This window comes from Saprospiraceae bacterium (assembly GCA_016713025.1).
Lineage (GTDB): Bacteria > Bacteroidota > Bacteroidia > Chitinophagales > Saprospiraceae > OLB9.
Genome location: JADJPZ010000004.1, coordinates 2,643,130 through 2,668,696, shown reverse-complemented (window position 1 = coordinate 2,668,696; position 25,567 = coordinate 2,643,130). Strand labels below are relative to the sequence as shown.

General features: G+C 38.1%; 19 protein-coding genes. 10 read left to right on the top strand and 9 right to left on the bottom strand.

Going from position 1 to position 25,567, the window contains the following annotated elements; translation table 11 throughout:
• The first annotated feature begins 4 nt into the window (after positions 1-4).
• Complete coding sequence (locus IPK35_17585) at positions 5-913, top strand: bile acid:sodium symporter family protein (GenBank protein ID MBK8055026.1); 909 nt, start codon at positions 5-7, stop codon at positions 911-913.
• Between the two features lie 240 nt (positions 914-1,153).
• Here the strand turns inward: IPK35_17585 and IPK35_17580 are convergent, their stop codons facing one another.
• The 3 genes from IPK35_17580 to IPK35_17570 all read right to left on the bottom strand — a co-directional run bounded on the left by IPK35_17580 (position 1,154) and on the right by IPK35_17570 (position 2,176).
• Entirely contained in the window at positions 1,154-1,510 is a 357-nt protein-coding gene (locus IPK35_17580) for a DUF5615 family PIN-like protein (protein MBK8055025.1), read from the bottom strand.
• Positions 1,511-1,513: 3 nt separating this feature from the next.
• Positions 1,514-1,753: a DUF433 domain-containing protein gene (locus IPK35_17575; GenBank protein ID MBK8055024.1), complete on the bottom strand. Its 240-nt coding sequence runs from the start codon at positions 1,751-1,753 to the stop codon at positions 1,514-1,516.
• 81 nt (positions 1,754-1,834) lie between these two features.
• Complete coding sequence (locus IPK35_17570; protein ID MBK8055023.1) at positions 1,835-2,176, bottom strand: 2Fe-2S iron-sulfur cluster binding domain-containing protein; 342 nt, start codon at positions 2,174-2,176, stop codon at positions 1,835-1,837.
• A 185-nt stretch (positions 2,177-2,361) separates the two neighbouring features.
• On the opposite strand from IPK35_17570, the gene IPK35_17565 reads away from it, so the two are divergent.
• The 6 genes from IPK35_17565 (at position 2,362) to IPK35_17540 (ending at position 9,869) form a co-directional block, all read left to right on the top strand.
• The gene (locus tag IPK35_17565) at positions 2,362-4,911 is read left to right on the top strand and encodes a zinc carboxypeptidase (GenBank protein ID MBK8055022.1); all 2,550 of its coding nucleotides are present in this window, start codon (positions 2,362-2,364) and stop codon (positions 4,909-4,911) included.
• A 208-nt stretch (positions 4,912-5,119) separates the two neighbouring features.
• Positions 5,120-7,183 (top strand): M28 family peptidase, encoded by a 2,064-nt coding sequence (locus IPK35_17560; protein MBK8055021.1) that lies wholly within the window; start codon positions 5,120-5,122, stop codon positions 7,181-7,183.
• Positions 7,184-7,558: 375 nt separating this feature from the next.
• Positions 7,559-8,314: a DUF1538 domain-containing protein gene (locus IPK35_17555; protein MBK8055020.1), complete on the top strand. Its 756-nt coding sequence runs from the start codon at positions 7,559-7,561 to the stop codon at positions 8,312-8,314.
• Between the two features lie 9 nt (positions 8,315-8,323).
• A complete protein-coding gene (locus IPK35_17550) occupies positions 8,324-9,109 on the top strand; it encodes a DUF1538 domain-containing protein (protein ID MBK8055019.1) in 786 nt (261 codons plus the stop codon).
• Complete coding sequence (locus tag IPK35_17545) at positions 9,099-9,443, top strand: P-II family nitrogen regulator (protein MBK8055018.1); 345 nt, start codon at positions 9,099-9,101, stop codon at positions 9,441-9,443. The genes IPK35_17550 and IPK35_17545 overlap by 11 nt, the downstream gene beginning before the upstream one ends.
• Positions 9,444-9,479: 36 nt before the next feature.
• Positions 9,480-9,869, top strand: coding sequence for a CBS domain-containing protein (locus IPK35_17540; protein MBK8055017.1), 390 nt, complete (start codon positions 9,480-9,482; stop codon positions 9,867-9,869).
• 21 nt (positions 9,870-9,890) lie between these two features.
• Here the strand turns inward: IPK35_17540 and pdxH are convergent, their stop codons facing one another.
• From pdxH to IPK35_17510, 6 genes are all read right to left on the bottom strand, one after another.
• On the bottom strand, positions 9,891-10,538 hold the full coding sequence (gene pdxH, locus IPK35_17535) for a pyridoxamine 5'-phosphate oxidase (protein ID MBK8055016.1): 648 nt from the start codon (positions 10,536-10,538) through the stop codon (positions 9,891-9,893).
• Between the two features lie 182 nt (positions 10,539-10,720).
• Positions 10,721-14,176, bottom strand: a complete 3,456-nt coding sequence (locus IPK35_17530) for an efflux RND transporter permease subunit (protein ID MBK8055015.1) — start codon at positions 14,174-14,176, stop codon at positions 10,721-10,723.
• 24 nt (positions 14,177-14,200) lie between these two features.
• Positions 14,201-15,340, bottom strand: coding sequence for an efflux RND transporter periplasmic adaptor subunit (locus tag IPK35_17525; GenBank protein ID MBK8055014.1), 1,140 nt, complete (start codon positions 15,338-15,340; stop codon positions 14,201-14,203).
• A 33-nt stretch (positions 15,341-15,373) separates the two neighbouring features.
• Positions 15,374-16,753, bottom strand: a complete 1,380-nt coding sequence (locus IPK35_17520; protein MBK8055013.1) for a TolC family protein — start codon at positions 16,751-16,753, stop codon at positions 15,374-15,376.
• 21 nt (positions 16,754-16,774) lie between these two features.
• Positions 16,775-17,374 carry a TetR/AcrR family transcriptional regulator gene (locus IPK35_17515; protein MBK8055012.1) on the bottom strand — a complete coding sequence of 200 codons (600 nt, stop codon included), beginning with the start codon at positions 17,372-17,374 and terminating at the stop codon, positions 16,775-16,777.
• A gap of 773 nt (positions 17,375-18,147) precedes the next feature.
• Positions 18,148-19,089, bottom strand: coding sequence for an FkbM family methyltransferase (locus IPK35_17510; GenBank protein ID MBK8055011.1), 942 nt, complete (start codon positions 19,087-19,089; stop codon positions 18,148-18,150).
• Between the two features lie 462 nt (positions 19,090-19,551).
• On the opposite strand from IPK35_17510, the gene proB reads away from it, so the two are divergent.
• The 3 genes from proB (at position 19,552) to mutS (ending at position 25,369) form a co-directional block, all read left to right on the top strand.
• Positions 19,552-20,313, top strand: a complete 762-nt coding sequence (gene proB, locus IPK35_17505; protein MBK8055010.1) for a glutamate 5-kinase — start codon at positions 19,552-19,554, stop codon at positions 20,311-20,313.
• Positions 20,314-20,327: 14 nt separating this feature from the next.
• Complete coding sequence (gene uvrC, locus IPK35_17500) at positions 20,328-22,139, top strand: excinuclease ABC subunit UvrC (GenBank protein MBK8055009.1); 1,812 nt, start codon at positions 20,328-20,330, stop codon at positions 22,137-22,139.
• Positions 22,140-22,756: 617 nt separating this feature from the next.
• A complete protein-coding gene (gene mutS / locus IPK35_17495; protein MBK8055008.1) occupies positions 22,757-25,369 on the top strand; it encodes a DNA mismatch repair protein MutS in 2,613 nt (870 codons plus the stop codon).
• The last annotated feature ends 198 nt before the right edge of the window (positions 25,370-25,567 follow it).

Below are 25,567 nucleotides of genomic sequence, written 5' to 3'. Positions count from 1 at the left end.
TAGTATGAATAATTTAGATCAGATTAATATCAATTTTGATCAGGGACAGATCACATTGTTAAATATATGTTTAGGTATTTTGATGTTTGGAGTGGCATTAGATATCCACTTTTCAGAATTTACGTATATCATAAAGAACCCGAAGTCTATCATTGCAGGCTTAATTTCTCAATGGATCCTGCTTCCGGTTTTGACTATTGTCTTGATTTGGATCATTAAACCTGAATTTGCTTTGGCTATGGGTATGATACTTATTGCGTCAAGCCCGGGAGGCAATGTTTCAAATTATGCAGTACATTTGTCCGGTGCCAACGCTGCACTTTCCGTGATGCTTACTACGATATCTACTTTGATGTGTGTATTTACTACACCGATTATTTTTTCATTTTTTTCAACGCTTTTGTCAAAAGGAAATACAAGTTATCCTGTATTTGAAATTCAATTTTTGGATATGGCTTCTTCGATACTCCAATTGATCATCATCCCTATGATCCTGGCTCAAATATGTGTTCAGTTATTTCCTGTTTTTACTGATAAAATCAAAAAAATGGTCAGAATGTTGAGTTTGTGTATTTTTATTGGTTTTGTATTATTTGCCATCAAAGGCAACCTTGACAACCTTGTAGAGTACATTGGTATTGTGTTTTTTATTGTGCTGATTCATAACGGTTTGGCTTTGTTTTTAGGATATCATTTTTCCAGATCGCTCCTTGGACTGCCTGTTCAGGATGCCAGAGCAATCTCTATTGAGACAGGCATTCAGAATTCAGGCCTGGCACTTATACTTATTTTTAATTTTTTTGAAGGACAAGGCGGAATGGCATTAATAGCAGCCTGGTGGAGTATCTGGCATTTGATCAGTGCTTTTGTAATTGCTTTGATTTGGTCAAGGAAAAAGATGGAGACAAAATAGAGTATGTCTATATTATTCTTTAAGTCTACTCCGAAAACAAATATTTTAAGATATGTTTATGGATCCCAATCCTCGCGGTTTTTGGCAGCTTTAAGCAGATGAATGGAACTGGGATGCGATTAGTTGAACAGGTGAAGGGAAAATATTTTACAGCCTCACTTTCCCATCAATGTTCATACCCGATGATCTGCTTCTGATCAGGGATGATTACTTCGATAGTACTGCAGTAATCTTCAAACTCTATATGATTGTGATAATATTTTTCTTAGATATTTCAATCACAAAGTTTGCTGTGATTTGATTAACGATAACTGATAAATTATTGGCAAAAAGTGAACTTATTTCTGTTGTGCTCATATTGCCCACTTTTAAATAAATCAGTTTATAAGGTTCTCCCTTTTGTAAAAATGAATTATAAAAGTCCGAATCTTTTGAGATTACCTGAATTAAATTTTCCCTAATTGATAATTCAATTATCTCACTGTCAGATGTTTTATTCTTACTTGGTAAATCCAATGTATAAATAGATTGATACCCTTGATTATTCAAAAAAATCGCTAATGCTTTTGGTAGCTGGGCATCAATTAGGAATTTCACGATTCAAGCAACTAATGGACTTATACTCTTTATTTCTGTCATTTTGGCTGCAAATGTTAGGCATGCCTTCAAGTCATCATCTTCTAAATCATCAAAATCTAATAGTATCTCATCATGAGACATTCCGGAAGCAAGATACTCAAGGATACTTTGTACCATGTATCTTGTTCCCCTTATGGTTGGCTTGCCATGACAAATTTCTGGATTTGATGTGATTCTATCTAGTAAATCTTGTTTATCCATACTCAGTAATAAGGTTTAAGCATTAAAGATACTGTGTTTTCTATAAAATTTTAAAGATTTTTTGATTATAATAAATTCCCATCAATGTTCATGCCCGATGATCTGCTTCTGATCAGGGATGATTACTTCAATATTGGCGTTTTTATCAAGGATGATACATTGGCAGGCCAACCTGGATTCTATCCGTGGGTTGATGGCCCTGTCTATAAAATCTTCTTCTTTGTCCGAAATCTCTTCAAGATCATCACTACCTTTGACCACATAAATATGACAAGTCGAGCATGCACAAACTCCGCCGCAATTGTGGTTGAGATGTACATCAAAATCTTCGGTCGCTTCCAGTATAGAATAACCCTCCTCTACCCCTTCGGCCAGCACTTCCGGAATACTCGTATCTTCAAATCTAAATTTTATTGTCGCCATTGAATTAGTTCAGGTATTAAGTTTGGTTTCTAAGAAAGGTACTTTTGTTTCAAAAAGAGTGCGAAAATAGGTCTTGCAATCATAATCCAAAACATTAATTGAAGATATTAGTTCAAATAATTTAAAATATGCTGATTTATTCATTGTTTTGTCTCCTTAATTAACAACCTGAAAACAATTAAATCATGAGATTTTTATTTATTCTTGCATTCTTCATTTTCTTCATACCTCTTTTTTCGCAAGATTATTTTTATGCCAAATATGCACCTTTCGATAAGGCAGTCCCTGCACCATCAGATTTTTTTGGCTTTGGCATAGGAGAATATCATGCCAGACATGACCAAATTATCTCTTATTTTAAGAAGCTGGATGAAGTCTCCGATCATGCTTCGTACATGGAATATGGTAAAACTTTTGAAGGCAGGCCTTTAAGTATGCTAATCATTTCAAGTCCTGAAAACCTGAAAAATCTGGAGAATATCAGAAAACAACACATCGAACAGATTGCAAAATATGATGAAAAACAAGCTGTAGATTTGCCAATCATTATCAATCTCGGATACAGTGTCCATGGCAATGAACCATCCAGCACCGAATCAGCCATTCTCACAGCGTACACCCTTGTGGCATCCCAAAAGTCGGAAATAAAAAATTATCTCAAAAATGCTGTCATCTTTATTGACCCGGCTATCAACCCGGATGGAAGAGAAAGACATACCCAATGGGCCAATATGTACAGATCTGATGCACTGGTTGCAGATAATGATGATGCCGAACATAACGAAAACTGGCCTCGTGGAAGAACCAACCACTATTGGTTTGACCTGAACAGGGACTGGTTTCTGGCCATTAATCCGGAAAGCAGAAGCAAACTCAACTGGTATCATCAGTGGTATCCCAATGTGATAGGTGATTTTCATGAAATGGGCACTAACAGTTCCTTCTTTTTTGAACCCATGAAAACCAATGGTTCGAAAAACCCCATTATGCCTGCTGAAAACTATATTGACCTCAATAATCTTTTTGCGGAGTATTTTGTCAAAGCAACCGACGAAATAGGTTCATTATATTTTACCAAGGAAGTTTTTGACGGGACTTATCCCGGCTATGGCTCATCATATGGAGACATCCAGGGTGGGTTGGCCTTATTGTTTGAACAGGCAAGTTCGCGTGGGCACGTACAAAACACACCCTATGGGGAGATGACATTTGCTTTTACAATACGCAATCAATACGTCTCTGCAATGGCAACCATCCAGGCAGCCACAGACCATAAAACTAAATTGAGAAAATACCAGAATTTCTTTTTTAAGTCTGCTTTGAGCAATGCCGATAGTGATAAAATAAAAGCTTACACCTTCAAACATGATCAGGATCAGAACAGAATTAAAGCATTTTTAGATAAGCTATTGATTCATAAAGTTCATGTTTATCAAAATAAAGATAAAACCGGCTATATCGTACCTACCAAACAGCACCAATACAGAATGGTACAGAGTTTTTTTGAGACGTATCAGATGTACCATGACAGTGTATTTTATGATGCATCAGCATGGTCATTGGCCAATTTTTACAATATCAAATATCAGGGAGAAAAAATACTTCCTACTATTGGTGATGAAATCAAAGATCTCTCCGGAATTGTAAAAGTTGCACCAATAATAAAATCAGAGTATGCTTATATCCTGGACTGGAGTGACATTAATACAGCTCCCGCGTTAAATTATCTGCAAAGCAAAGGTATGGTACTGGCCACATCTTTTAAACCATACACTGTCAACACTGCTGAGAATAAAACATTTAAGGCCCAATACGGCACATTAGTACTTCCTGTGGCCAAACAGAAACTGACATCAGATGAAGTTTTCAAGCATCTTCAATATGTTCAGAACAAATATCAAATCAATATCCATGCTCTGAAAACAGGTTACAGTGCTGAAGGTATAGACATAGGAAGCGGAAACGTCAGGGCACTTGAAAAACCTGCCCCGTTGCTTCTGATCGGTGACGGCACCAATTCGTATGATGCAGGAGAAGTCTGGCATCATTTTGACCAACGATTGCACATGCCATTACCAAAAGTGCCTTTAAACAGATTCAGACAACTTGACCTCAATAAATATAATACATTGATCATGGTTTCCGGCAGTTATTCAACACTGGATTCTATCGATGTGAGAAAAATTAGTATTTGGCTGTCACAAGGCAATACGCTGATCACTTCAGGTAGTGCCGCATCCTGGGCTATCCGTAACAAGCTTGTCAGAGAAAAGCTGGTAGAAGAACCTAAAAAAGAAAAACCCTTAGTCGAAAGAAAACCTTTTGACCAAGCCATGGAACTGTTGGGAAAAGAAAGTCTTGGAGGTGCTATTTTCAGAGCAAATATTGATATAACACATCCTTTGGGATTCGGATATACTCAAAATGAAATCCCGGTATATAAGAATAACACAGTTTGGCTAAGTCCAAGTGAAAACGAATATTCCACTATCAGTAAATATGCGGCAAACCCTCATATCGACGGCTATATATCCACAAAAAATCTGAATGAATTTATGAAAAATGCAGCTTCAGCCATCATTTCACCGGTTGGTCAGGGCAGAGTCATCCTGTTTGCAGACAATCCGGTATTCAGAGGATCCTGGTACAGCACTGACCGAATGCTGACCAATGCTGTATTTTTCGGTAAACTGATCAGAGTGCCTTCCAGAATGAGTTTTGGCGAGGAAGAATGATTTCAATATAGTTCAATGGAGTTCAATGGATTTCAATATAGTTCAATGGAGTTCAATATAGTTCAATGGAGTTCAATATAGTTCAATGGAGTTCAATGGAGTTCAATATAGTTCAATATAGTTCAATGGAGTTCAAACTAAAGTACAAAGACCAACAACCCAATACCTAAAAAAGTAGTCAATTCAATAAGTCAAAATCAACAACAATATGAAGATCAACATTTTACTATTACTTTTTATTACCAGCATCTGTATTGGTCAGGATACAAAGAATATAAATAATTCTGAAATAGAAACTTTATTTCTTAACCAGCAAAGTGCTGAAAGGTATCAAAAGCATCTGTACAATCTGACACAGCTGCCCCATATCACCACTTCCAAAAATAATGAAAAGGTACGGGATTATATAGTGGAACAGATGAAAAAAACCGGACTTGAAGTGGAAGTATTTCCTTATGACGTGTATCTGCCCGTCATGCCCGGGCATGCGGTTGCTGAAATTGTCACACCTTCTAGAGTGCCGTTAAACAGCCGAGAAAACATCTACAGGGAAGACATTTATTCAGGACACAAAGACCTGACTCCCGGGTTCAATTCCTTTACAGGATCCGGTGATGTCACTGGTGAAGTTGTTTATGTCAATTATGGCCGCAAGGAAGACTTTGAAGAACTTGCAAAATTGGGTGTATCTGTCAAAGGAAAAATAGTGCTCGCGAGATATGGTGGTAATTTCAGAGGGTATAAGGCGAAATTTGCACAGGAAAACGGAGCCATCGGCCTGATCATATTTACAGATCCGGGAGATAGCGGATATATGAAAGGGCTCGTGTATCCTGAAGGTCCTTACTATGATGAATCTTCCATTCAAAGAGGATCTCTCCTGACTATGCCATGGACAGGAGATCCCCTGACTCCTTTTGAGCCTGCATTGCCTATGGATGGGAAAAATAAAATAAAAAGAATCAAACCGGAAGAAGTCCCGACACTGCTGACAATACCTGTGATGCCTTTGCCATATGGTTCTGCACGTGAGATCATCTCACGAATGAAAGGAAAAACGGTGCCCCAATCATGGCAAGGTGGTCTGCCCTACACCTACAGGCTGGAAGGTGGAAGTGAACTTTCTGTGAGACTAAATGTGCATCAGGACAGGGCTATTCAGCGTATATACAATGTTGTGGGCACGCTTAAAGGAAGTACGTCTCCTGACGAATGGGTCATAGCCGGATGTCATTATGATGCGTGGAATTTTGGTACTCTGGACCCCAATAGTGGTACTGCAATGCTCATTACATTGAGTGAGTCTCTCGGAAAAATGGCAAAAGAAGGCATAAGACCAAAACGTACCATAAAGATAGCACATTGGGATGCAGAGGAAGTTGGCCTTATGGGATCAACAGAATGGGTAGAACAATTCAGAGACGAACTTTCTGCAAAAGGAGTAGCCTATCTCAATGCAGACGCTGCAGTCAGTGGGCGAAGTTTTGGCGGAGCTGCAAGTCCCACACTCAAGGGAGTCATGATCGAAGCTGCCAGGGCAGTGACTTACCCCGATTCTTCAAAATCAGTTTTTGACATTTGGAAAGGCAAAAAGCATGAGCCTGAAATCGGAAACTTAGGTGGAGGATCTGATCATCTGGCTTTTTACACTCACATAGGCATCCCTTCATGGGGAGCAGGCACAGGAGGTGTTTCTATCTACCACTCGATTTATGATAACTATGCGTATTATACCAAATTTACAGACTCCACATTCAAAATGGGTCCAATGGTAGAGCAGATTTTTGGCGTAGCGATGCTCAAACTTGCCAATGATAAAACCATACCTTATAGTCTTTCCAAATACGGACAGGATAGTAAGATGCATTTTGAGTCGCTCCAAAAGAGCCTGGACCAAATAGAAAGAACGGATACCAGCTTTTCATTCGCAAATCTCATAAAAATTTCTGAAAAACTCAAAAATGCTGGAGCAGAATGCGAAAAAGCCTTAAACAAATCATCAGGCAAAAACGCGGACAAAATAAACAAAATCCTACTATCACTCGAAAGGGAATGGATAGACAAAGATGGCAATCCATTCGGAAGCTGGTACAAGTCACTGTATGCATCATCAGATCCATACAGTGGGTATGCTTCATGGATGATGCCGGCTTACAGGTATGAATTGTCACAAAAATCGACCGAAAACCTGAAAATGTGGGAAGCGAAATATATAAAGGTGATGGAAAGATTGATGGATTCTTTCGCTGAGATTACTGCGCTTACAAAGTGATAAACAATAAGGCATGATGGTCAAAATATGGAGCGAATCGAATAAGAAATATAACCTAAAAATCTAAAATGAGTTCCGTAATGAAGATCAAAAGTACAATAAAATAAGCATTTTTGACGACAAATCATAGCATCGCTATGGTGCATGACTGAACGGTGCGACAGCAAAATTGAGTGGGAGCTCAATTTAGTGAAGGAACCGTCAGCACACCTGACGGCATGGTAATGTTGTTTCATACGTCAGAATGAAGTAATTTTGGTCTGGAATAGGAAATTCATTTTAGATTTTTAGGTATAAATAAAAACGGTTAGAAAACTTCTAAAATAGCATTGATATGTCAAAATAATTTATTATTTTTGCCAAAAGCCAGTTTTAGTGGAAGTTTACAATATCCTTTTAAAATTACTTGCTAAAGTACTTGGTAAATTTAAAAGTGCTTGCCTTGATTTGGTTCCCATTATATTGGTTGTAAGTTTTTTCCAATTGGTGGTGATCAGACAGCCATTTCCAAATTTAGGAGAGGTCTTGGTGGGTAGTTTATTGGTAGTTTTAGGTCTTATGCTTTTTATAGAAGGTCTTGAGATAGGACTATTTCCAATTGGTGAATCTCTTTCCCATGCATTAGCCAGAAAAGGGAGTATTTTTTGGTTATTATCATTTTCTTTTTTATTGGGTTTCTCTACAACGATAGCAGAGCCTGCATTGATAGCCGTGGCCAATGAAGCAGCACGTGTATCAGCTGCTGCCAACATTATTGAGTCAAGTGATGCAGCAAAATCATCCTATTCTTTTTGGTTAAGGATTACTGTAGCGTTATCCGTGGGACTGGCTATAGTGACGGGAGTGATAAGGATTATAAAAGGGTGGCCGCTCTATTACATGATTATCGGCGGTTATCTTGTAGTAATGATAATGACAATGTTTGCCCCTAAAGAGATAATAGGATTAGCCTTTGACACAGGTGGTGTTACCACATCTACTATTACAGTGCCTCTAGTGACTGCCTTGGGGGTAGGTTTGGCAAGTGTTATTAAAGGAAGAAATCCTTTACTGGATGGGTTTGGCCTTATTGCGTTCGCTTCTTTATTTCCTATCATATTTGTAATAGTTTTTGGAATGATTGTTTTTTAACCACTTAGTATGATTAAAATATTTTTTGATTTTGGAAACGTGTTTTATAATACCATCACAGATGTAGCACCTGTTGTAATTTTGATTGGATTATTTCAGTATGTTATATTGAAGCAATCTATTCCAAATCTTAGAAAAGTAATTATCGGAATTATTTTTGTCATATTGGGTTTGACCCTATTTTTAATGGGGTTAGAGAAGGCATTATTTCCGATAGGAAATATTATGGCAGAACAACTTTCTTCAAGAGAATTTATTGTTGCGTCTTATGGAGATGTCACTAGTTGGAAGGCATATTATTGGGTATATATATTTGCGGCGTTAATGGGCTTTGCTACCACTATTGCTGAACCATCGCTAATTGCAGTTTCAATCAAGGCTAATCAAGTTTCAGGTGGTAGTATCAATCAATGGGGATTGAGATTAACAGTGGCCTTTGGTGTTTCTATTGCACTCGCACTGGGTACTTTTAGAATTGTATCAGGCATTCCTATTCATTACTTTATTATTGCATGTTATTTTTTAGTCATAATTCTGACTATTTTTGCCCCAAAAGAATTAGTATCATTGGCTTACGATGTGGGAGGGGTGACTACATCTACCGTAACTGTACCAATAGTTGCTGCTTTAGGTATAGGTTTGTCAAGTACTGTGCCTGGGAGAAACCCCGCATTGGATGGATTTGGTTTAATCGCTTTTGCTTGTTTATTTCCAATCATCACAGTGCTAGGATATGCTACGATCATAGAATTAATCATTAAAGTAAATAAAAAGAATAAAAGCCATGAAGTTTAAATTAATCATGTCACTGGTGAGGCCTGAACTGACTAATGATGTAGTGAAAGCTGCCAAAAGTGCAGGAGCTACCGGTGATGTCATCATTCCTGCAAGAGGGTCCGGACTTACAGAAGCAAGGATTTTTGGTATTGTACTGGATGACAAAACCGATGTTGTCTTGTTTGTCGTAGAAGAACATAGTGTCAACAAGATTCTTGATGCGTTGTGTACAGAATGCAGACTAACAGATCCTGGTCGAGGCATTGCATTCGTTTTGAGCATAGACAAAGTCACCGGTATGGACAAACAAATTGCAAAAATCAAAGAAAAACTCAAAGAAGAGCGATTGTAACCTTATTATTAAAAATAACAATAAACCATTGTAAAAATGAATAAATATTTAACAGCCAAAGATATTGCTTCCGACAAACTTTATTACATTGATGGATTATCCAATGTTCATGACGCCATACTCATGATGAAAAAACATGACACAGATGTACTCATCATAGAGAAGAGAGACGAAAAAGATGCCAACGGTATCATAGTCATTGCCGATATAATCAGACAAGTCATTATCAAGGATAGAAATCCTATAGATGTAAGTGTTTATGAAATCATGAATAAGCCAGCTATTTCCATACCTTCGACTTTAAATGCTAAATATGTTCCCAGATTATTGGTCAATGCTAAGATCAGTGTTGCTCCAGTGGAAGAAAACGGCAGATATCTAGGTGTTATCCATCTGAAGGATTACCTTTTTAATAGTGTGGAGTAGTTACTGTTAATAGAACAATTGTCAGGGTGCTAATCTGACAATCTCCCAACCTCCATCCTCATGTTCAGAATAAAGAAGCCTGTCATGAAGTCTGTCAGGCCTTCCTTGCCAGAATTCTACTTCAACAGGAATCAGGCGGTATCCACCCCAATTTTCAGGTAATGGAATAACATCTGTATCTGTGTATTTATCACTTATCTTTTTGAGATTTTCTACCATTACATCTCTTGAAGCAATAATTTTACTCTGCGGTGATACCCACGCACCAATCTGACTCTCCCGAGGTAAGGAGTAGAAATATTGTTCTGACTCTGCCCGGGACACCTTATGCACAGGACCTGATATTCGAACCTGCCTTTCCAGTTCAAGCCAAAAAAAGCACATAGATGCCACAGGAAAGTCAGCCATATCTTTTGCCTTATCACTTTCATAATTGGTGTAAAATACAAAACCTCCGTTGTCCACTCCTTTCAGCAACATCACACGAGCCTCCGGCGTTCCATTTTCACTGACTGTAGCAAGTGTAAAAACACTGGGACCGGCTAAACCACAATTAAGCGCCTGATTATACCATACGTCAAACTGTTTTAAGGGTTCACCATGTATGTGACCCTCTACCAGTGGATGTTCTTTATATTCCTGTATTAAATTTGAGAGACTTTCCATGATATTCAGGGTTTACATATTTTAGGTAATAAAATTACTGCTATTTTACATCAAATACAATGATTTAAGTCATAATAAGACTTGAATTAATTGAATAAATGAAGATTCATCTAACCTAAACTTTGTATACATGAGCGAAACTACTAAAATTGCGCTATTTCCACGGCTTAATGGTCGATTTCAAATCATTCCAATCCTATTTTTCCGATATCCATTGTTCTGTTTTTACCGTATTTCAACCTCATTTTTAATCTGTATATCAACCAATACATCACCGGTACCACCACCAGCGTTAAAAATGTGGCAAAAGTAAGTCCGTAGATCACCGTCCAGGCCATAGGTCCCCATACAGCTGTGTTGTCGCCACCTATAAAAAACTTAGGATCCCATGAAGCCACAAAACTGAAAAAGTCGATATTTATTCCCATGGCAAGAGGTATCAGGCCCAATACTGTAGTGATAGCTGTGAGTAATACCGGACGCAGTCTTGTTCCTCCTGCCCTTACGATAATGTCCAATACTTCTGAAGGAGACAATTGATCCTCATGTTGGAGCATTTTAACTTCTCTGGCATGCTTCGTCTCCACCTGAATAAAGTCCAATAATACGATAGCATTGTTGACCACCACGCCAGCGAGAGATATGATGCCTACTCCTGAGAAAATCACTGAAATGGTCATCCCTGTAAGACTGTATCCCAGAAATACCCCAATAAGCGAAAATCCTACAGAAGCGATGATAATAAATGGTATAGACAATGAGTTGAACTGCGAAACCAGGATCAAAAATATCAGAAAAACAGCGATAAGGAATGCTTTACTTAGAAAACCCATGTCTTCAGCTTGTTGTTGTTGCTGTCCGGTAAATTCATACGTAAATCCTTCCGGTAAATCATACCTGCTCATACCATCCTTAAGTTTGGCTACAATCTCATTGGCATTAAATCCTGTCAACACATTAGAATTGATAGTAAGGATCCTCTGAGAGTTCTTTCTTTTTATTGAGTTGTATGTGGAAGTATATTCAATTTTAGCAACAGCAGATATAGGTACCTGTACCAATCGTCCATTAGCCGGATTTCTGAAGGTTATCTTTTGATTCATCAAAGCTGAAATATCATTTTTCGACTGATCATTAAGTCTTACCATTATAGGATACTCATCTTCACCTTCTTTGTATTTGGACACTTCTGCACCAAATATGGCCGTCCTGATAGTGTTGGCAATACTGTAGGTTGATAATTCATACCTCCTGGCTGCTTCTCTGTCAATATTTATTATAAGTTCTGGTTTTCCAAGTTTTATATCGGCTTTCAACTCTTCTATACCAGATACATTCATATCATTGAGATAGTTTTTGATGTTTTCTGACAGAGTGAGCAACGTATCTATATTTTCACCTCTGACCTCCAGGTTGACAGGTTTTCCTGCCGGTGGACCATCTGCGTTCTTATCAATGACGATTTCCACTCCCGGATAGTCTTTGACCTCCTCACGCAATTCGGTCATGATATCATTAGTTGACAAACCTTCCCGATCTCTATAAGCTTCAAACGAGACCGTAATCCTTGCTTTATTTGGAGTCACGCCGGGTTCAGGCGGAGAATTGGGATCAGAGGTATTTTCGCCAATCTGAGTCAACACGGCTTCAACTATGTGGCGCTTTCCTTCCAGCTTTTTATCAATTCTGGATTCGATGTCCTTGACTATTCTATTGGTGGCTTCTATGTCTGTTCCCATCGGGAGTTCAATAAATGCATTGACATACAAAGGATCAGATGTGGGGAAGAAATCCACTTTTGGTTTAACTATTGCAAAAAGCATCACGGAAATAATGAGGAATACAAAATTAATTCCGACAGTCAAAAATGGATGCTTCAGGGAAAATCTTACAAAATTGTCATAAAAATTTTCAAGCCACGGCAAAAAATTCTGCTGAAAAGAAAATGATGCTGGTCTCAAAACAAAATAATTCAGAATTGATATGACAGCTGCAATCACCATCAAATTGCCAAACCACATGACACCACCAACATAAGCTAACATACCGATGACTGCCAATATTCCAATCAACTTTAGCAGTTTTTTTCTTTTGACTTTGATCTCAGCGCTGTCAGTCACTTCTTCGTCTATTTTCATATATTTTAAAGCTATCACAGGATTGATCACCAATGCTACAAATAATGAAGAAGTGAGCACAATGATCAATGTTATTGGGAAATATTTCATAAATTCTCCCATGATTCCAGGCCAAAACCCTAATGGAATAAATGCGGCCAATGTTGTAGCTGTAGATGCTATGATAGGGATAGCAATTTCACCAACACCATATTTGGCTGCATCAAGATTGCTGTAACCTTGTTGTTTGTATCGGTACATATTCTCCACTGCAACTATGGCGTTGTCCACGAGCATACCCAATGCCAGTATCAAACCAAACAGTACTACAATATTGAGAGTGATGCCCATAGTATCTAAAATCCAAAAACCCAATAACATAGACAATGGAATAGCGAGTCCCACAAAAGACGCATTGCGCAGCCCCAAGAAAAACAATAAAATCAATACTACCAGAATCACCCCTGAAATGATGCTGTTTTCAAGATTGGAAACCTCACTTCTCGTATTGACTGACTGATCATTGAACAGGCTGATTTTGATATTTTCCGGAAATTCAGTTTTTGCTTTTTCGACTTCTGCCTGTATCTGATCTGCCGCTTCCAGGAGGTTTTGACCTTTTCTTTTGATGACATCAAGCGATATTACAGGCAATCCATCAGCTCTCGAAAAACTTGCTCTGTCTTTATACCCGTATACCACTGATGCAATATCCTTGAGTACGATGGGTCTCTGGTTTTCCGATTTTATGATCATGTTTTCTATCTGTCTGACATCTGTAAATTGTCCTACGATTCTGACATTTCTTCTGAAGTCATCATTAGTAATTTCGCCACCGGACATGGTGAGATTTTCTGAAGAAATGGCATTCTGAATATCTCCAAATGACACTTTCAGTGATTGCATTTTGAACAGGTCCACATCTACACGGATTTCTCTTTCGAGGGAACCTTTGAGATCCACTTTTGATACTTGTCTGACGTTTTCTACCCGATCCTGAAGGATTTCTGCATACTTCTTAAGATCATCATTGGAGTAATTGCCGGAAATATTGATCGTCATGATGGGAATGTCGGAGAGATTGATTTCCAAAACTGAAGGGTCTTCCTTCAGGTCTGTTGGAAGGTCTTGCTTAGCTTTGTCGACTGCATCTTTGACTTTTCTGACTACGGCGTCCATCTCAAGATCGGCTTCAAATTCAGCAATGATCACTGAAAAATCCTGAATCGATGTCGAATTGACATTTTTTACGCCTGTGATATTTTCAATCTGTTTTTCAAGCGGTCTGGTGATCAGATTCTCAATTTCAACCGCTGAATTGCCAAAATAAGGTGTGTTGACAAATACTGTAGGTAAGGATGCCTCCGGAAACTGCTCCTTTGGCATAGAAGAATAGGCCATTAACCCTAAAAGGACAATCATGACCATGAGGAGCATGACGCTTGTACCATTTTTTACAGAAAAGGTAGATAAGCCAAATTCTATTTTATTGGCCGGTCTTATCTCCTGATTATTTTGATCCATCATATTATTGTATTTAAATGGTCTTTAGAGAGATTCAATAGTGATTTTTTGTCCTTCCAGGACGTTTCTGGCGCCCTTTACAATGATCTGGTCACCTGCAGTAAGTCCTGAAGTGATGACTATCTGATTGTCAGCACTCTCACCGGTGGTAACGTATGATTTTACAGCGACCTTTGAACCACTCTGGTCTTTGGCAACAAAGACAAATTTTTTGCCGGACACTTCCTGCTGAATGATGTCAACAGGGATGAACAATGCATCTTTTATAGTCAGGTCGTTGAGTTTGATGACCGACAAAAGATTGGGTTTAAGTTCTCCGGAACCATTGATGAGTTTGACTTCCATCTTAAATGTACGGTTGGAAGGATCTATTGTTCTTCCTATCATAGTCACTGTCTGGGTTATTTCCTTATCTAAGGCAGGAAACTGAACGACCACTTTATCTCCATTTTTTACTTTACCGAGATAGGTTTCCGGTACATCGGATACTACTTTCACCGTTGACATATTGAGCATCACAGCTATGGGAGTTCCGGGACCGGCCAATTCTCCTTCTTTGAGATATACTTTATCGATTACACCGGAGATAGGAGCATATACATTGCGTTTTCTGGACTGCACATCCATCGTTGAAAGTGTCTTTTCAAGCCTTTCCTTCGCATTTTTTGCCTGTAAATATTGTACTTCAGAGCCTATGTTTTGATCCCATAGCCTTTTTTGTCTTTCATACACATCTACAGCGAGGTCAAGTGCTTTTTTGATTTCATCTTTCTGTTTGTCCAAGCCTTCAGCATCTGTGGTTGCCACAAGTTGTCCTCTTTTGACATTTTGACCTTCCTTAACATATAGTCTGAGGATTCTGCCTCCCATTTCGCTGCTGGCATTGACCACATCATCAGTAGCCACTGATCCCTGCAGGTCTATGAATCTTTTAAACTCTTTTTTGTCAACGGACAAAGTGGTCACTGCAAGAGGTGCCTTTTCTTTTTTGGGTTCGAGTTTGTCAATTTCCGTCTGGATATCTGCGACTTCTTTCTGCAATTTGGCAAGTTCGGCATTCTTTTCAGCCAAAAGGACTTTTTTCCCTTCGAGTGTGTTGTCTTCCTTTTTTCCGCAGGAGATGAATGCGCTAACTAACAGGAGTATAAAAATGTATTTTTGCATGATATTTTGATTTTTAATTTTTTTGAAAATGTATTATAATTTACCTAAAGTGGATTGAAGTTCTATGTTGGAAGTCAGCAGATCGTACAGTGCATTGGTGTAGGCTCCCTGTGCCTGGTAAAGTGATGATTCTGCTTGAGTTACTTCTACGCTCGATCCCACCCCTTCTTTAAATTTGATCAAGGTTTTGTTGAAAATATTTTGGTTTACTTCTACCGATTTTTTTCTGTTCTGAACGATTTTTTTTGCATTATCATAGGTGAGCAAAGCATTTTTTACCTGCAGGGTCATACTTTTTTCAAAATCCTGCTTTTCAATAGCTGTCTTTTCTGTTTTCAGTCTGATACGCTGAAGTTTTGCAGATTTGTCTCCTCCATCATAGATCGGTACATTGACGGACAGGCCTACTACCGATTGCGGTATCACACCTGTTTCATCATTATCAAATAAGTTAGTACGTTGAAGACTTCCTTGAGCTGAAGCAAATGCCCTTGCCGTGGGAAGATAGCCCGCTTTTGTTCTTTTGTAATCAAGATCATTTAGTGATTCACTCAGGGTGATCAGACCATATTCAGGCCTTTGATTGTAATCCAGATTTTCGACATCAGCAGGGACATTTTCAACATTTTTTCCTATGACACTTTCCAATCCATCGGTCAGGATGATATCAGAAGCTGATGGATAATTCATCTGAAACTTCAAAACATTTTTGGAAAGTTCTATCATTTGATTTATTCTTTCGAGTTCTGTCGTCAGGTTATCAAATGACAATTGTAGCCTATCCACATCCAGAGACTCAGCAAAACCATTGCTGTAAAGTGCTTTTACTTCATTGAGCGATTTCTCTATGTTCTGGAGATTTTTTGCCAGCACATTTTTATTTTCGATGGCAATGAGTACTGCACTGTAAGCCTTGGTAACATTTGTTTTCAACTGAAACGTTGTAATGTTTTTTTCCTGTGCTACCAGATCTCTGTAAAGTTTGGCAGCTTTGACTCCATAAAGATATGATCCATCAAAAAGCATGGAACTTGCTTCTATACCGGCAGCGAGCTGATTGGGCTGAAAGAAAGTAAATTTAAATACGTCAGGAGGTCCGAGTTCACGTTCAGGAATGACTTTCTCATTGAATAATACACCATAGACACTCGGTGTGATAAAATCTGCAACAGGTTGTCTCGGGACTGCCAGATAATACTGATAATTGACAAAGCCATTGACTTTGGGTATGCCTATAGATTTAAACTCACTAACCTGGGCATTGGCATCCTGGGCTGCAATATCTTTTAGTTTGATCGCATTGGAGTGTTCTGTTGCGTACTTTACAGCGTCATCGAGCGTGAACGATTGCTGACCGGTCACCTGAAACCCGATCAAAACCGGTAAAACAAATAAAAACGAAAATCTGAACATATTATTTTGATTTTAAGTAATTTATATATTTACATTTACTATAATTTCTTTACCTTTCTCTGACACAATACCATGCAAGTGGTAAAAAATCATCTCCTTGACTAATTTTATCTTGTCAAATGAGTCAAGCGGAAATCTGTCTTCATCTACGATAGCATGTGACTTGTTGACATACAACATGGCAATGATCAGCGGATCAAAATCCATACGATACAAACCTTCTTTCTGACCTCTGATCAGATTATTATAAATTGTCTGCTGTATAAAACTGAAATGCTCTTTTTCGATTTTATTCCAGGCTTGTGGATGATACTTCTTGAGATCATAAATGATGGAAGGCGTCATACTACTGATAAATGTCAGAATGTGTCGGGTGATTCTGACCATCTCATCGATGGCATCGTGTGACTGGTCAAGGATGGATTTGATATCACATTTGTCTTTTTGCAGATGCGAAATGAGCACATCATCGATCAGCTCATCTTTTGTATTGATAACGGAATAAATGGTTTTTTTAGATATACCAAGCTTGCGGGATATATCATCCATACTGACACTTTTGATACCGTACTTCAGGAACAGATCAAATGCTGTGGAAACCAGATTTTCTTTTACATTCATAATGCAAAAGTAAACTCAGGAAACTGCAAGATGTTTTAAAGTTTCCATATTTTGCAAAAAATTAACAAAAAATGGGTATAATCCAAACATGCATTGGAAAGGATGTTTGAAATTTATTGTTTAGTTGTGTATAACAAAATAGAAGTTATTTTCTCTAATAAAGAAATTTGATGCTAACTTGTCCTCCGAAATAAACAAGCCTATATATCATAAATATATTGCAATAGCTGGGGTTTCCCATTTTTGCACTAAAATTGTTTAAACTGCCCGCTACCCTCATTCCCTAAAGAGCCTGGCAAGCTCTTCAGAGCCTGCCAGGCTCTTCAGGAAATGAGGGTAGCGATGAAGAAAATTTGAATTCGTGCATTTTGTTATACACTCACCGTTTAGCAATAAAATGTTTTATTTTGGCAGCAAATTCGTTAAATTTTTCGCCTGCCTGCCGAATTTCAAGGCAAATTATTTTAAAGTTCGAAAGTCAGGCAGGTCGAATTGCCCAGCCGCCGCGGCGGAATGCAAAATATGCTTCTTTTCGCTCAAAATAACTCCATTTTATTATCCAAAAACAAAATTTAAACAAACTCTTCAAATCTAAAATGTGATTATTCATTTATAGTGAACAGAAAATATTGTGCGAAAAATACAAATCACAAGTTATTAATTTTCAAATAATTGTGATTTAAATTTTGCAAATCATTTTCTGTTGGGTATAAGATATTCAGGTATTTTCATGGTGTCAGGTCGATGTAGCCATCACTTAGGTGTATGCTCTTTTATAAAACGCGGCTATTTTTCTTTACAAATACGATATTATCTGATTCTAAGCCCTCTTGAGTCAGATAAGATGATATCAAATCTACTTTTTGCAGGTCTCCATTATAGTCTATGCGGAAGGATTGATATTGTAAAGAATTCAGCAATTTTTCTGCCTTTAGATGTGCATCGTTACATCTTTCGGTGCATAGATATTCGATGACTACTATTGGAGAGAAGGATATCAGGTATTCTTTCAACCCATTAACAACTTTGTATTCGGCGCCCTCCACATCAATTTTTAAAATGCAAGGATGTACATTTTCTGTGTATAAAAATTCATCAAGGACTATACCTTGCACATGAACTTCTTGTGGCTTATATTCTGAATACCAAACCTTATTTCTGAATTGCTGTACATCCAATGAGTTGTATTCTGAATATAGATTGGGGAATTCATAAAATAATAAATCACTCTTTTCGTCAGAAACTGCATAATTGTATATATTGATATTTTTACTGAAGTTTGTATTTTTCTTTAGGGTGTGATAGGTTGAAGGTGATGCTTCAAAGCAAAAAACCTTACCGCTTTCTGTTACCAATGAAGATGCCAGCAAAGTAAAGTATCCATAATGTGCTCCGACATCGAGGAAAATATCACCGGGATTCAGTTGATTTATTAAGAATTTTGCAAGACGTATTTCAGATGGATGGGACTTACCTCCAGTCAAATAAATGTCTGTTCCTGAAGGCAAGAGCAGATGCATCCTGGTATTAAAAAAAGTCTTGCAAATAGCTACTCTTTCTTTTTTTGTTTTTTTGTATATCAATTCCCGATGGCATATTGCCTCCAGATATCTCAATGGATGCCTCAACATTCTCCTCAACCTGGTCGCAGCAGCGATACGCTCCACATCTTTAATACCAGAAATCAATTTCTCTTTTATACTTGTATTAATCATCTTCAAAAGTAGTATTATTCTTTAAGACAGCGTTGTATTTTTCAATATTTGTCATTAACATTATACGATGTATTAGGACAATAATTTATCAAAGTCCAAATAGTTACCTTACTTTTATGCCTTGAAAACAAATGCCTTAAAATTTGCTTACTAAGATACTATAGTGGACAGAAAATAATCTGCGAAAAATTTAAATCATAATGTATTGTAAGTTAAATAATTATGATTATAAATTTTCGTAATCAATTTTCTGTTTGGTATATCTTTATGAAATGAGCATGAACCATCTTTGTTGGGCCTGCCCGACTAACATGTTCAAGCGGGCACAAACCTTGATGGTTATTATCATGCGAAATGAATATTCGACAGCACCAAAAATAAAGAAAGTTGTCAAACGAGAATTCGATAACAGTATAGATGGAGATAGTTTATCAATGCCATCTGACAATTAAAAATCAACAGATGAAAAATAAATTAGTCATTAAAATTGGAACTTCCACCCTGACATCAGGAAGCAATCGATTGTCATATGCAAAAATAGAAGACCTTGCCAGGCAAATGGTAGCGCTTCAAGATGCATACGATATTATAATTGTAACTTCAGGTGCGATTGCTGCAGCAAAACAATATGTGGATCTGAGTGGACATACAAGATATCCAGATTCAAAACAAGCAATGGCTGCAATTGGGCAGCCTAAGTTAATGAAGGTTTATGATGAAATATTTGAGAGTTTTGGTCTTCATATCGCACAATGCCTGCTCACTTATATGGATTTCGACCATCAAGTGGCCAGAGAAAATACAAAACACACCATTTCCAAATTACTGGAACACGGATACATACCCGTCATCAATGAAAATGATACAGTAGCCAATGAAGAAATTCTTGTTGGTGATAATGACAAGCTCTCAGCATTGGTGGCTGGTATTGTTAAGGCAGATATTCTTATCATCGCTTCAGATATAGATGGGGTATATACTGACAATCCGCATTTAAACCCGAAAGCTGAATTCATTCAAACAGTGCAAAAACCATCAGACATCCTGCATTTTGCCAACGAAAAAACTTCAGCATTAGGTACAGGCGGAATGACTACAAAAATACATGCTGCAGAAATCTGCCATCAATATGGAGTAGAAATGTGGATAGTCAATGGAGGCCACCTCGGCTTTATAACAAATGCTCTTGAAGGAAAAACAAGGTTTACAAAATTTTTAGCTTAAGTCCATTTTTTCCAATGACCACTGAAGATTTTAAAGCTATTGCCGACAATATTCCCCATCAACCGGGAGTATACAGGTATCTGGATGCGGAAGGAATCATTCTATACGTAGGGAAAGCAAAAAGTCTTAAAAATAGACTTCACTCTTACTTCGGTGATAAAAAACATACTCAATACAAAACTGTTTTGCTTACCAGAAATGCCTCCAGAATTGAGTACACCGTAGTCGAAACCGAACATGATGCACTGTTGCTTGAAAATTCACTGATCAAAAAGTTTCAACCACGGTACAATGTCATGCTGAAAGATGGAAAATCATACACATACATCTGTATTAAGAATGAACCATTTCCACGAGTCTTCTTTACCCGAAAAATGATCAGAGATGGTTCAGTTTATTTTGGACCTTATACATCCAAACACAGAGTGAACATCCTATTGGACATTATCAAAAAACTTTTTCAGCTCAGGACTTGCACATTGAACCTTACTGCCGATAATATTAAAAAAGGTAAGTTTAAAGTCTGTCTGGAATATCATATCAAAAACTGTCTCGGACCTTGTGAAGGTTTTGAACCTGTAGCTGATTATGATCAAAAAATTGAAGCCGTAAAAAATATATTAAAGGGCAATTTGGGCGGTGTAAAGAGATATATCACCGATACCATGAAAACCTACGCCGAAAATCTTGAGTTTGAAAAAGCTCAATTGATAAAGGAAAAGCTGCATGCATTTGAAGACTATCAATCATCATCATCGGTGGTGAGTACTACGATAAGGGATGTAGATGTATTTGCCATCACAAAAGATGATCAGCTGGCTTATGTCAATTATTTAAAGATAGTAAACGGATCATTGGTCAATACTGATATTCAGGAGATGGTGATGAATCTGGATGATGATCCGGCTGATCTGCTAGCATTTGCCATACCTGCTATAAGAGAAAGATTTGATTCGGTAGCTCCGGAAGTGATTGTGCCCATTGATATCATACTACCTGATATTAAGCTGATTGTTACAGTTCCGAAGATTGGTGAAAAGAAAAAACTCATCGAGCTTGCAGAAAAAAACATTGACTACTATATCCTTCAAAAAAGAAGGGATGAAATCTCCAAACAAAAGAAAGTATCTTCAGCCGAACGGATACTTACTACGTTAAAAAAAGATCTAAGGATGGAAGTGATGCCCATGCATATAGAGTGTTTTGACAACTCCAATATTCAGGGTACTAATCCAGTCTCCAGCTGTGTAGTGTTCAAAAATGCCAAAGCGAGCAACAAAGATTATCGTCATTTCAAAGTACGATCAGTCGAAGGCCCTAATGACTTTGCTTCAATGGAAGAAGTGGTGTACAGAAGGTACAAAAGACAGTTGGATGAGGGCAATGCGATTCCTCAACTCATCATTATCGATGGCGGCAAAGGTCAATTGAGTTCAGCGGTGATAAGTCTGGAAAAGCTCCAATTGCTGGATAAAGTCACAGTGATAGGAATTGCTAAAAAACTGGAAGAAATATTTTTTCCCGGAGACTCATTGCCTTTGTACATCAATAAAAAATCTGAATCTCTAAAACTTATTCAGCAGGCTCGCAATGAAGCTCATAGGTTTGCAATTTCATTTCACAGAGATCAAAGATCAAAAAACTTTTTGGGCACACAATTGACCAATATCCCGGGAATAGGAAAAGTCACAAGCGAAAAGCTACTGAAACATTTTGGTTCCATCACCCGATTGAAGGAATCCAATCCCGATGAAATAGAAAAACTAATCGGCAAGGTTAATACTCAAAAAGTGATTGATTTTTTTAAAGAATATCAGGAAGATTAAACCCAATGTCGTTTAGTTAAGGATATTTTTATCTGTTTTTACCCATCCCTGCCTATGAAGATCCTAAATGTTTCTCCATGCCTAAATGGTTTGAGATTGTCATGATATCGTTTTTAACCATTAAGAAATTAAGGTCATTTAGCTCCATGAAAATCCTTATTATTTGGCAAGGTCAATACTCAAAGAGTGATTGATTTTTTTAAAGAATATCAGGAAGATTAAACCCAATGTCGTTTAGTTAAGGATGTTTTTATCTGTTTTTACTCATCCCTGTCTATGAAGATCCTAAATGTTTCTCCATGCCTAAATGGTTTGAGATTGTCATGATACCGTTTTTAACCATTAAGAAATTAAGGTCATTTAGCTCCATGAAAATCCTCAATATTTCTCAATGCTTGCTCTAACGTTGCTCAGGCAGGCTAAATTCTTCCTTTGGAGGACAGGACTTCAAAATGTGGTTTTATCTAAACGACATTGAGATGAAACCCGGAAAATTTTAAGAAGCATTCTGAAATCATTCCAATTATCAAACGGAATTCCTACATTTGCCTTGCACTTTTTTCAAAACCTGAGAAAATATCATTTTGGCAAAACAGACTATTACATCAGTTGACGAAATGAGTAAAGTGACGCCACTGATGTCACAATACTTTAAGTTGAAAGCCAAACATCCCGATGCTATATTATTGTATAGGGTAGGGGACTTTTATGAAACCTTTGCAGAAGACGCTATCAAAGTATCTGAAATACTGGGTATAGTGCTTACGAAACGAAACAATGGAGGCAATGATATCGAGTTGGCAGGATTTCCATATCATTCACTGGATACATATCTGCCCAAACTTGTCAGGGCCGGCCATCGGGTTGCCATATGCGAACAATTGGAAAAACCCAGTAAAGAGAAAAAAATTGTAGATCGTGGAGTTACAGATGTGGTGACCCCAGGAGTGACTACAGACGATACCATCCTTGACAGGAAATCCAACAATTTTCTGGCATCCATTTATTTTACTACAAAAAATGAGTTGGGTGTTGCGTTCCTGGATATTTCGACGGGCGAATTTTTAGTTTCAGAGGGCAATTCGGCCACTATTGAGAAGCTGATTGATGGGTTCAGTCCTTCAGAAATTATATTTTCGAAAGCATTTCTGAAGGATTATACAAAAACATTTGGCGAGAGATACTACTACTATGGCATCGAAGAATGGGTGTACATGCCCGACTACACCCGGACAAAATTACTCAATAAATTCGATGTTTCTAATCTAAAAGGATTTGGGATAGAAGAGCTTCCATTAGCACAAGTAGCGGCTGGTGCTGTCATTCATTATCTCAATGCTACACAAAATGAAAAGACAGCGCACATATCAGGTATCACGAGGATTCAGTCAGAACACTTTGTTTGGTTGGACAGATTTACTATCAAAAATCTTGAGCTGCTCAAGAGTGCGCATGATTCCGGGAGTTCGCTGGCACATGTTATGGACAAAACTGTGACACCCATGGGAGCGAGACTTCTACGCAACTGGATACTGTTACCATTATTGTCTGTAGACAGGATTCAAGCCAGATTGGACATGGTGTCTTATTTTTATGAAAAGTATTTTGACAGGGATGCTCTCACTGACCTTCTACGCCTGACCGGAGATATCGCCAGGATCGCTTCAAAACTGGCTATGGAAAAGATATCACCGCGCGAGCTCCTCCAACTAAAAAAATCACTCGACCTGCTGCCTGATATTCTGGCAATATTGAAAAATAGTGAAAATGAACATTTGATATTGCTGGCAGATAAACTCAATCTGTGCGCTAAGCTGAAAGAAGACATAGGAAAAACCATCAGCGAAGAAGCACCGGCAATTGTGTCTAAAGGTAACGTCATCAGGTCGGGACATCATGAGGAGCTTGATGACCTACGCAATGTCATACGCAACAGCAAGGAACTGCTATTAGAAATACAAGTTACTGAGGCTGAGAGAACGGGTATTTCCAGCCTGAAAATCGGGTTTAATAATGTATTCGGATATTATCTGGAAGTGACAAATAAATATAAGGATCATGAAAAAATTCCTGCTTCCTGGGTCAGAAAACAAACTTTGGCCAATGCCGAAAGATACATTTCTGAAGACCTCAAAAAGCTTGAAACAAAAATCCTGACTGCCGAAGAAAAAATCAGCGATCTGGAAGAAAAATTGTATCATGACCTTGTCCTGAAAGCCACAGAATATATCGATGCTCTCCAGCAGAATGCAAAGAATGTAGCCATTTTGGATTGTATTTTATCCTTTGCCACGATAGCAGAAAAATTTGGATATACAAAACCTGAAGTGGATGAGAGTTACGAAATTGTCCTGAAAGGCGCACGCCATCCCGTCATCGAGCGACAGCTACCACTTGGACATGATTATGTGCCCAACGATATTCATCTGGATAGTACGGATACACAAATCATGATGATCACTGGTCCGAATATGTCCGGTAAGTCCGCCGTGCTGCGGCAGACTGCTTTGATCGTACTGATGGCACAGATGGGTTCATATGTACCCGCATCATCTGCCAAAACAGGTATAGTAGATAAAATATTTACCAGGGTCGGAGCAAGTGATAATATATCGAGTGGTGAGTCAACATTTATGCTCGAAATGAATGAAACGGCAAGCATCATGAATAATATTTCGGCCAGAAGTCTCATTCTCCTTGATGAAATAGGGCGTGGGACATCTACCTACGATGGCATCTCCATCGCATGGTCATTGGCTGAATTTCTGCATAATGGAAGGGTTACTCCAAAGACGCTTTTTGCCACTCATTATCACGAATTGAATGAACTTGCTGAGAAGTATCCCAGAATTAAGAACTATAATGTGACCACCAAAGAAATAGGTAACAAAGTGATATTTCTCCGAAAACTTGTAGAAGGAGGTTGTGAACATTCATTTGGTATACACGTAGCAGCGATGGCAGGTATGCCAAGGGAGATCATATCCAGGGCTATGGAAATACTGGAGGATCTGGAACAAAAAAGAATCGAAAATCCCGCAACAGACTCCAACCTGCGTACCAATGCAAAAAACATCATGCCCAATAATTTTCAGTTGAGTCTATTTGAGACGGTAGACCCTGTAGTAGGACAAATGAAAGAATTGATAAAATCACTTGACCTCAACACGATGACACCCATAGAGTGTATGCTGAAACTGCATGAGTTAAAAAAGCTTAATGAATCCTAAGTAATCAACCGGAATCCAGGTGTATCCCATTTTTGCACTTTAATAAAAATTCCTTTTGTTTTACATCAGCACTGGAGGGTCGATCTACGCTTCCGGATTCAGGTGAATCAGGGCTCTCCCCTTTAGGGCTACCGTTTACACACATCTTAGGTGGTGTGTGATTCTGAACCCTTCTTTATAAAATAAAAACTATTTTTC

Excerpts from the sequence above, each read along its gene's own strand:
- IPK35_17560 (MBK8055021.1), top strand. The coding sequence starts at position 5,120 with ATGAAGATCAACATTTTACTATTACTTTTTATTACCAGCATCTGTATT.
- IPK35_17570 (MBK8055023.1), bottom strand. The coding sequence starts at position 2,176 with ATGGCGACAATAAAATTTAGATTTGAAGATACGAGTATTCCGGAAGTG.
- IPK35_17540 (MBK8055017.1), top strand. The coding sequence starts at position 9,480 with ATGAATAAATATTTAACAGCCAAAGATATTGCTTCCGACAAACTTTAT.
- proB (MBK8055010.1), top strand. The coding sequence starts at position 19,552 with ATGAAAAATAAATTAGTCATTAAAATTGGAACTTCCACCCTGACATCA.
- IPK35_17510 (MBK8055011.1), bottom strand. The coding sequence starts at position 19,089 with ATGATTAATACAAGTATAAAAGAGAAATTGATTTCTGGTATTAAAGAT.
- IPK35_17545 (MBK8055018.1), top strand. The coding sequence starts at position 9,099 with ATGAAGTTTAAATTAATCATGTCACTGGTGAGGCCTGAACTGACTAAT.
- mutS (MBK8055008.1), top strand. The coding sequence starts at position 22,757 with ATGAGTAAAGTGACGCCACTGATGTCACAATACTTTAAGTTGAAAGCC.
- IPK35_17575 (MBK8055024.1), bottom strand. The coding sequence starts at position 1,753 with ATGGATAAACAAGATTTACTAGATAGAATCACATCAAATCCAGAAATT.
- uvrC (MBK8055009.1), top strand. The coding sequence starts at position 20,328 with ATGACCACTGAAGATTTTAAAGCTATTGCCGACAATATTCCCCATCAA.
- IPK35_17530 (MBK8055015.1), bottom strand. The coding sequence starts at position 14,176 with ATGGATCAAAATAATCAGGAGATAAGACCGGCCAATAAAATAGAATTT.
- IPK35_17525 (MBK8055014.1), bottom strand. The coding sequence starts at position 15,340 with ATGCAAAAATACATTTTTATACTCCTGTTAGTTAGCGCATTCATCTCC.
- IPK35_17520 (MBK8055013.1), bottom strand. The coding sequence starts at position 16,753 with ATGTTCAGATTTTCGTTTTTATTTGTTTTACCGGTTTTGATCGGGTTT.
- IPK35_17515 (MBK8055012.1), bottom strand. The coding sequence starts at position 17,374 with ATGAATGTAAAAGAAAATCTGGTTTCCACAGCATTTGATCTGTTCCTG.
- IPK35_17550 (MBK8055019.1), top strand. The coding sequence starts at position 8,324 with ATGATTAAAATATTTTTTGATTTTGGAAACGTGTTTTATAATACCATC.
- IPK35_17585 (MBK8055026.1), top strand. The coding sequence starts at position 5 with ATGAATAATTTAGATCAGATTAATATCAATTTTGATCAGGGACAGATC.
- IPK35_17565 (MBK8055022.1), top strand. The coding sequence starts at position 2,362 with ATGAGATTTTTATTTATTCTTGCATTCTTCATTTTCTTCATACCTCTT.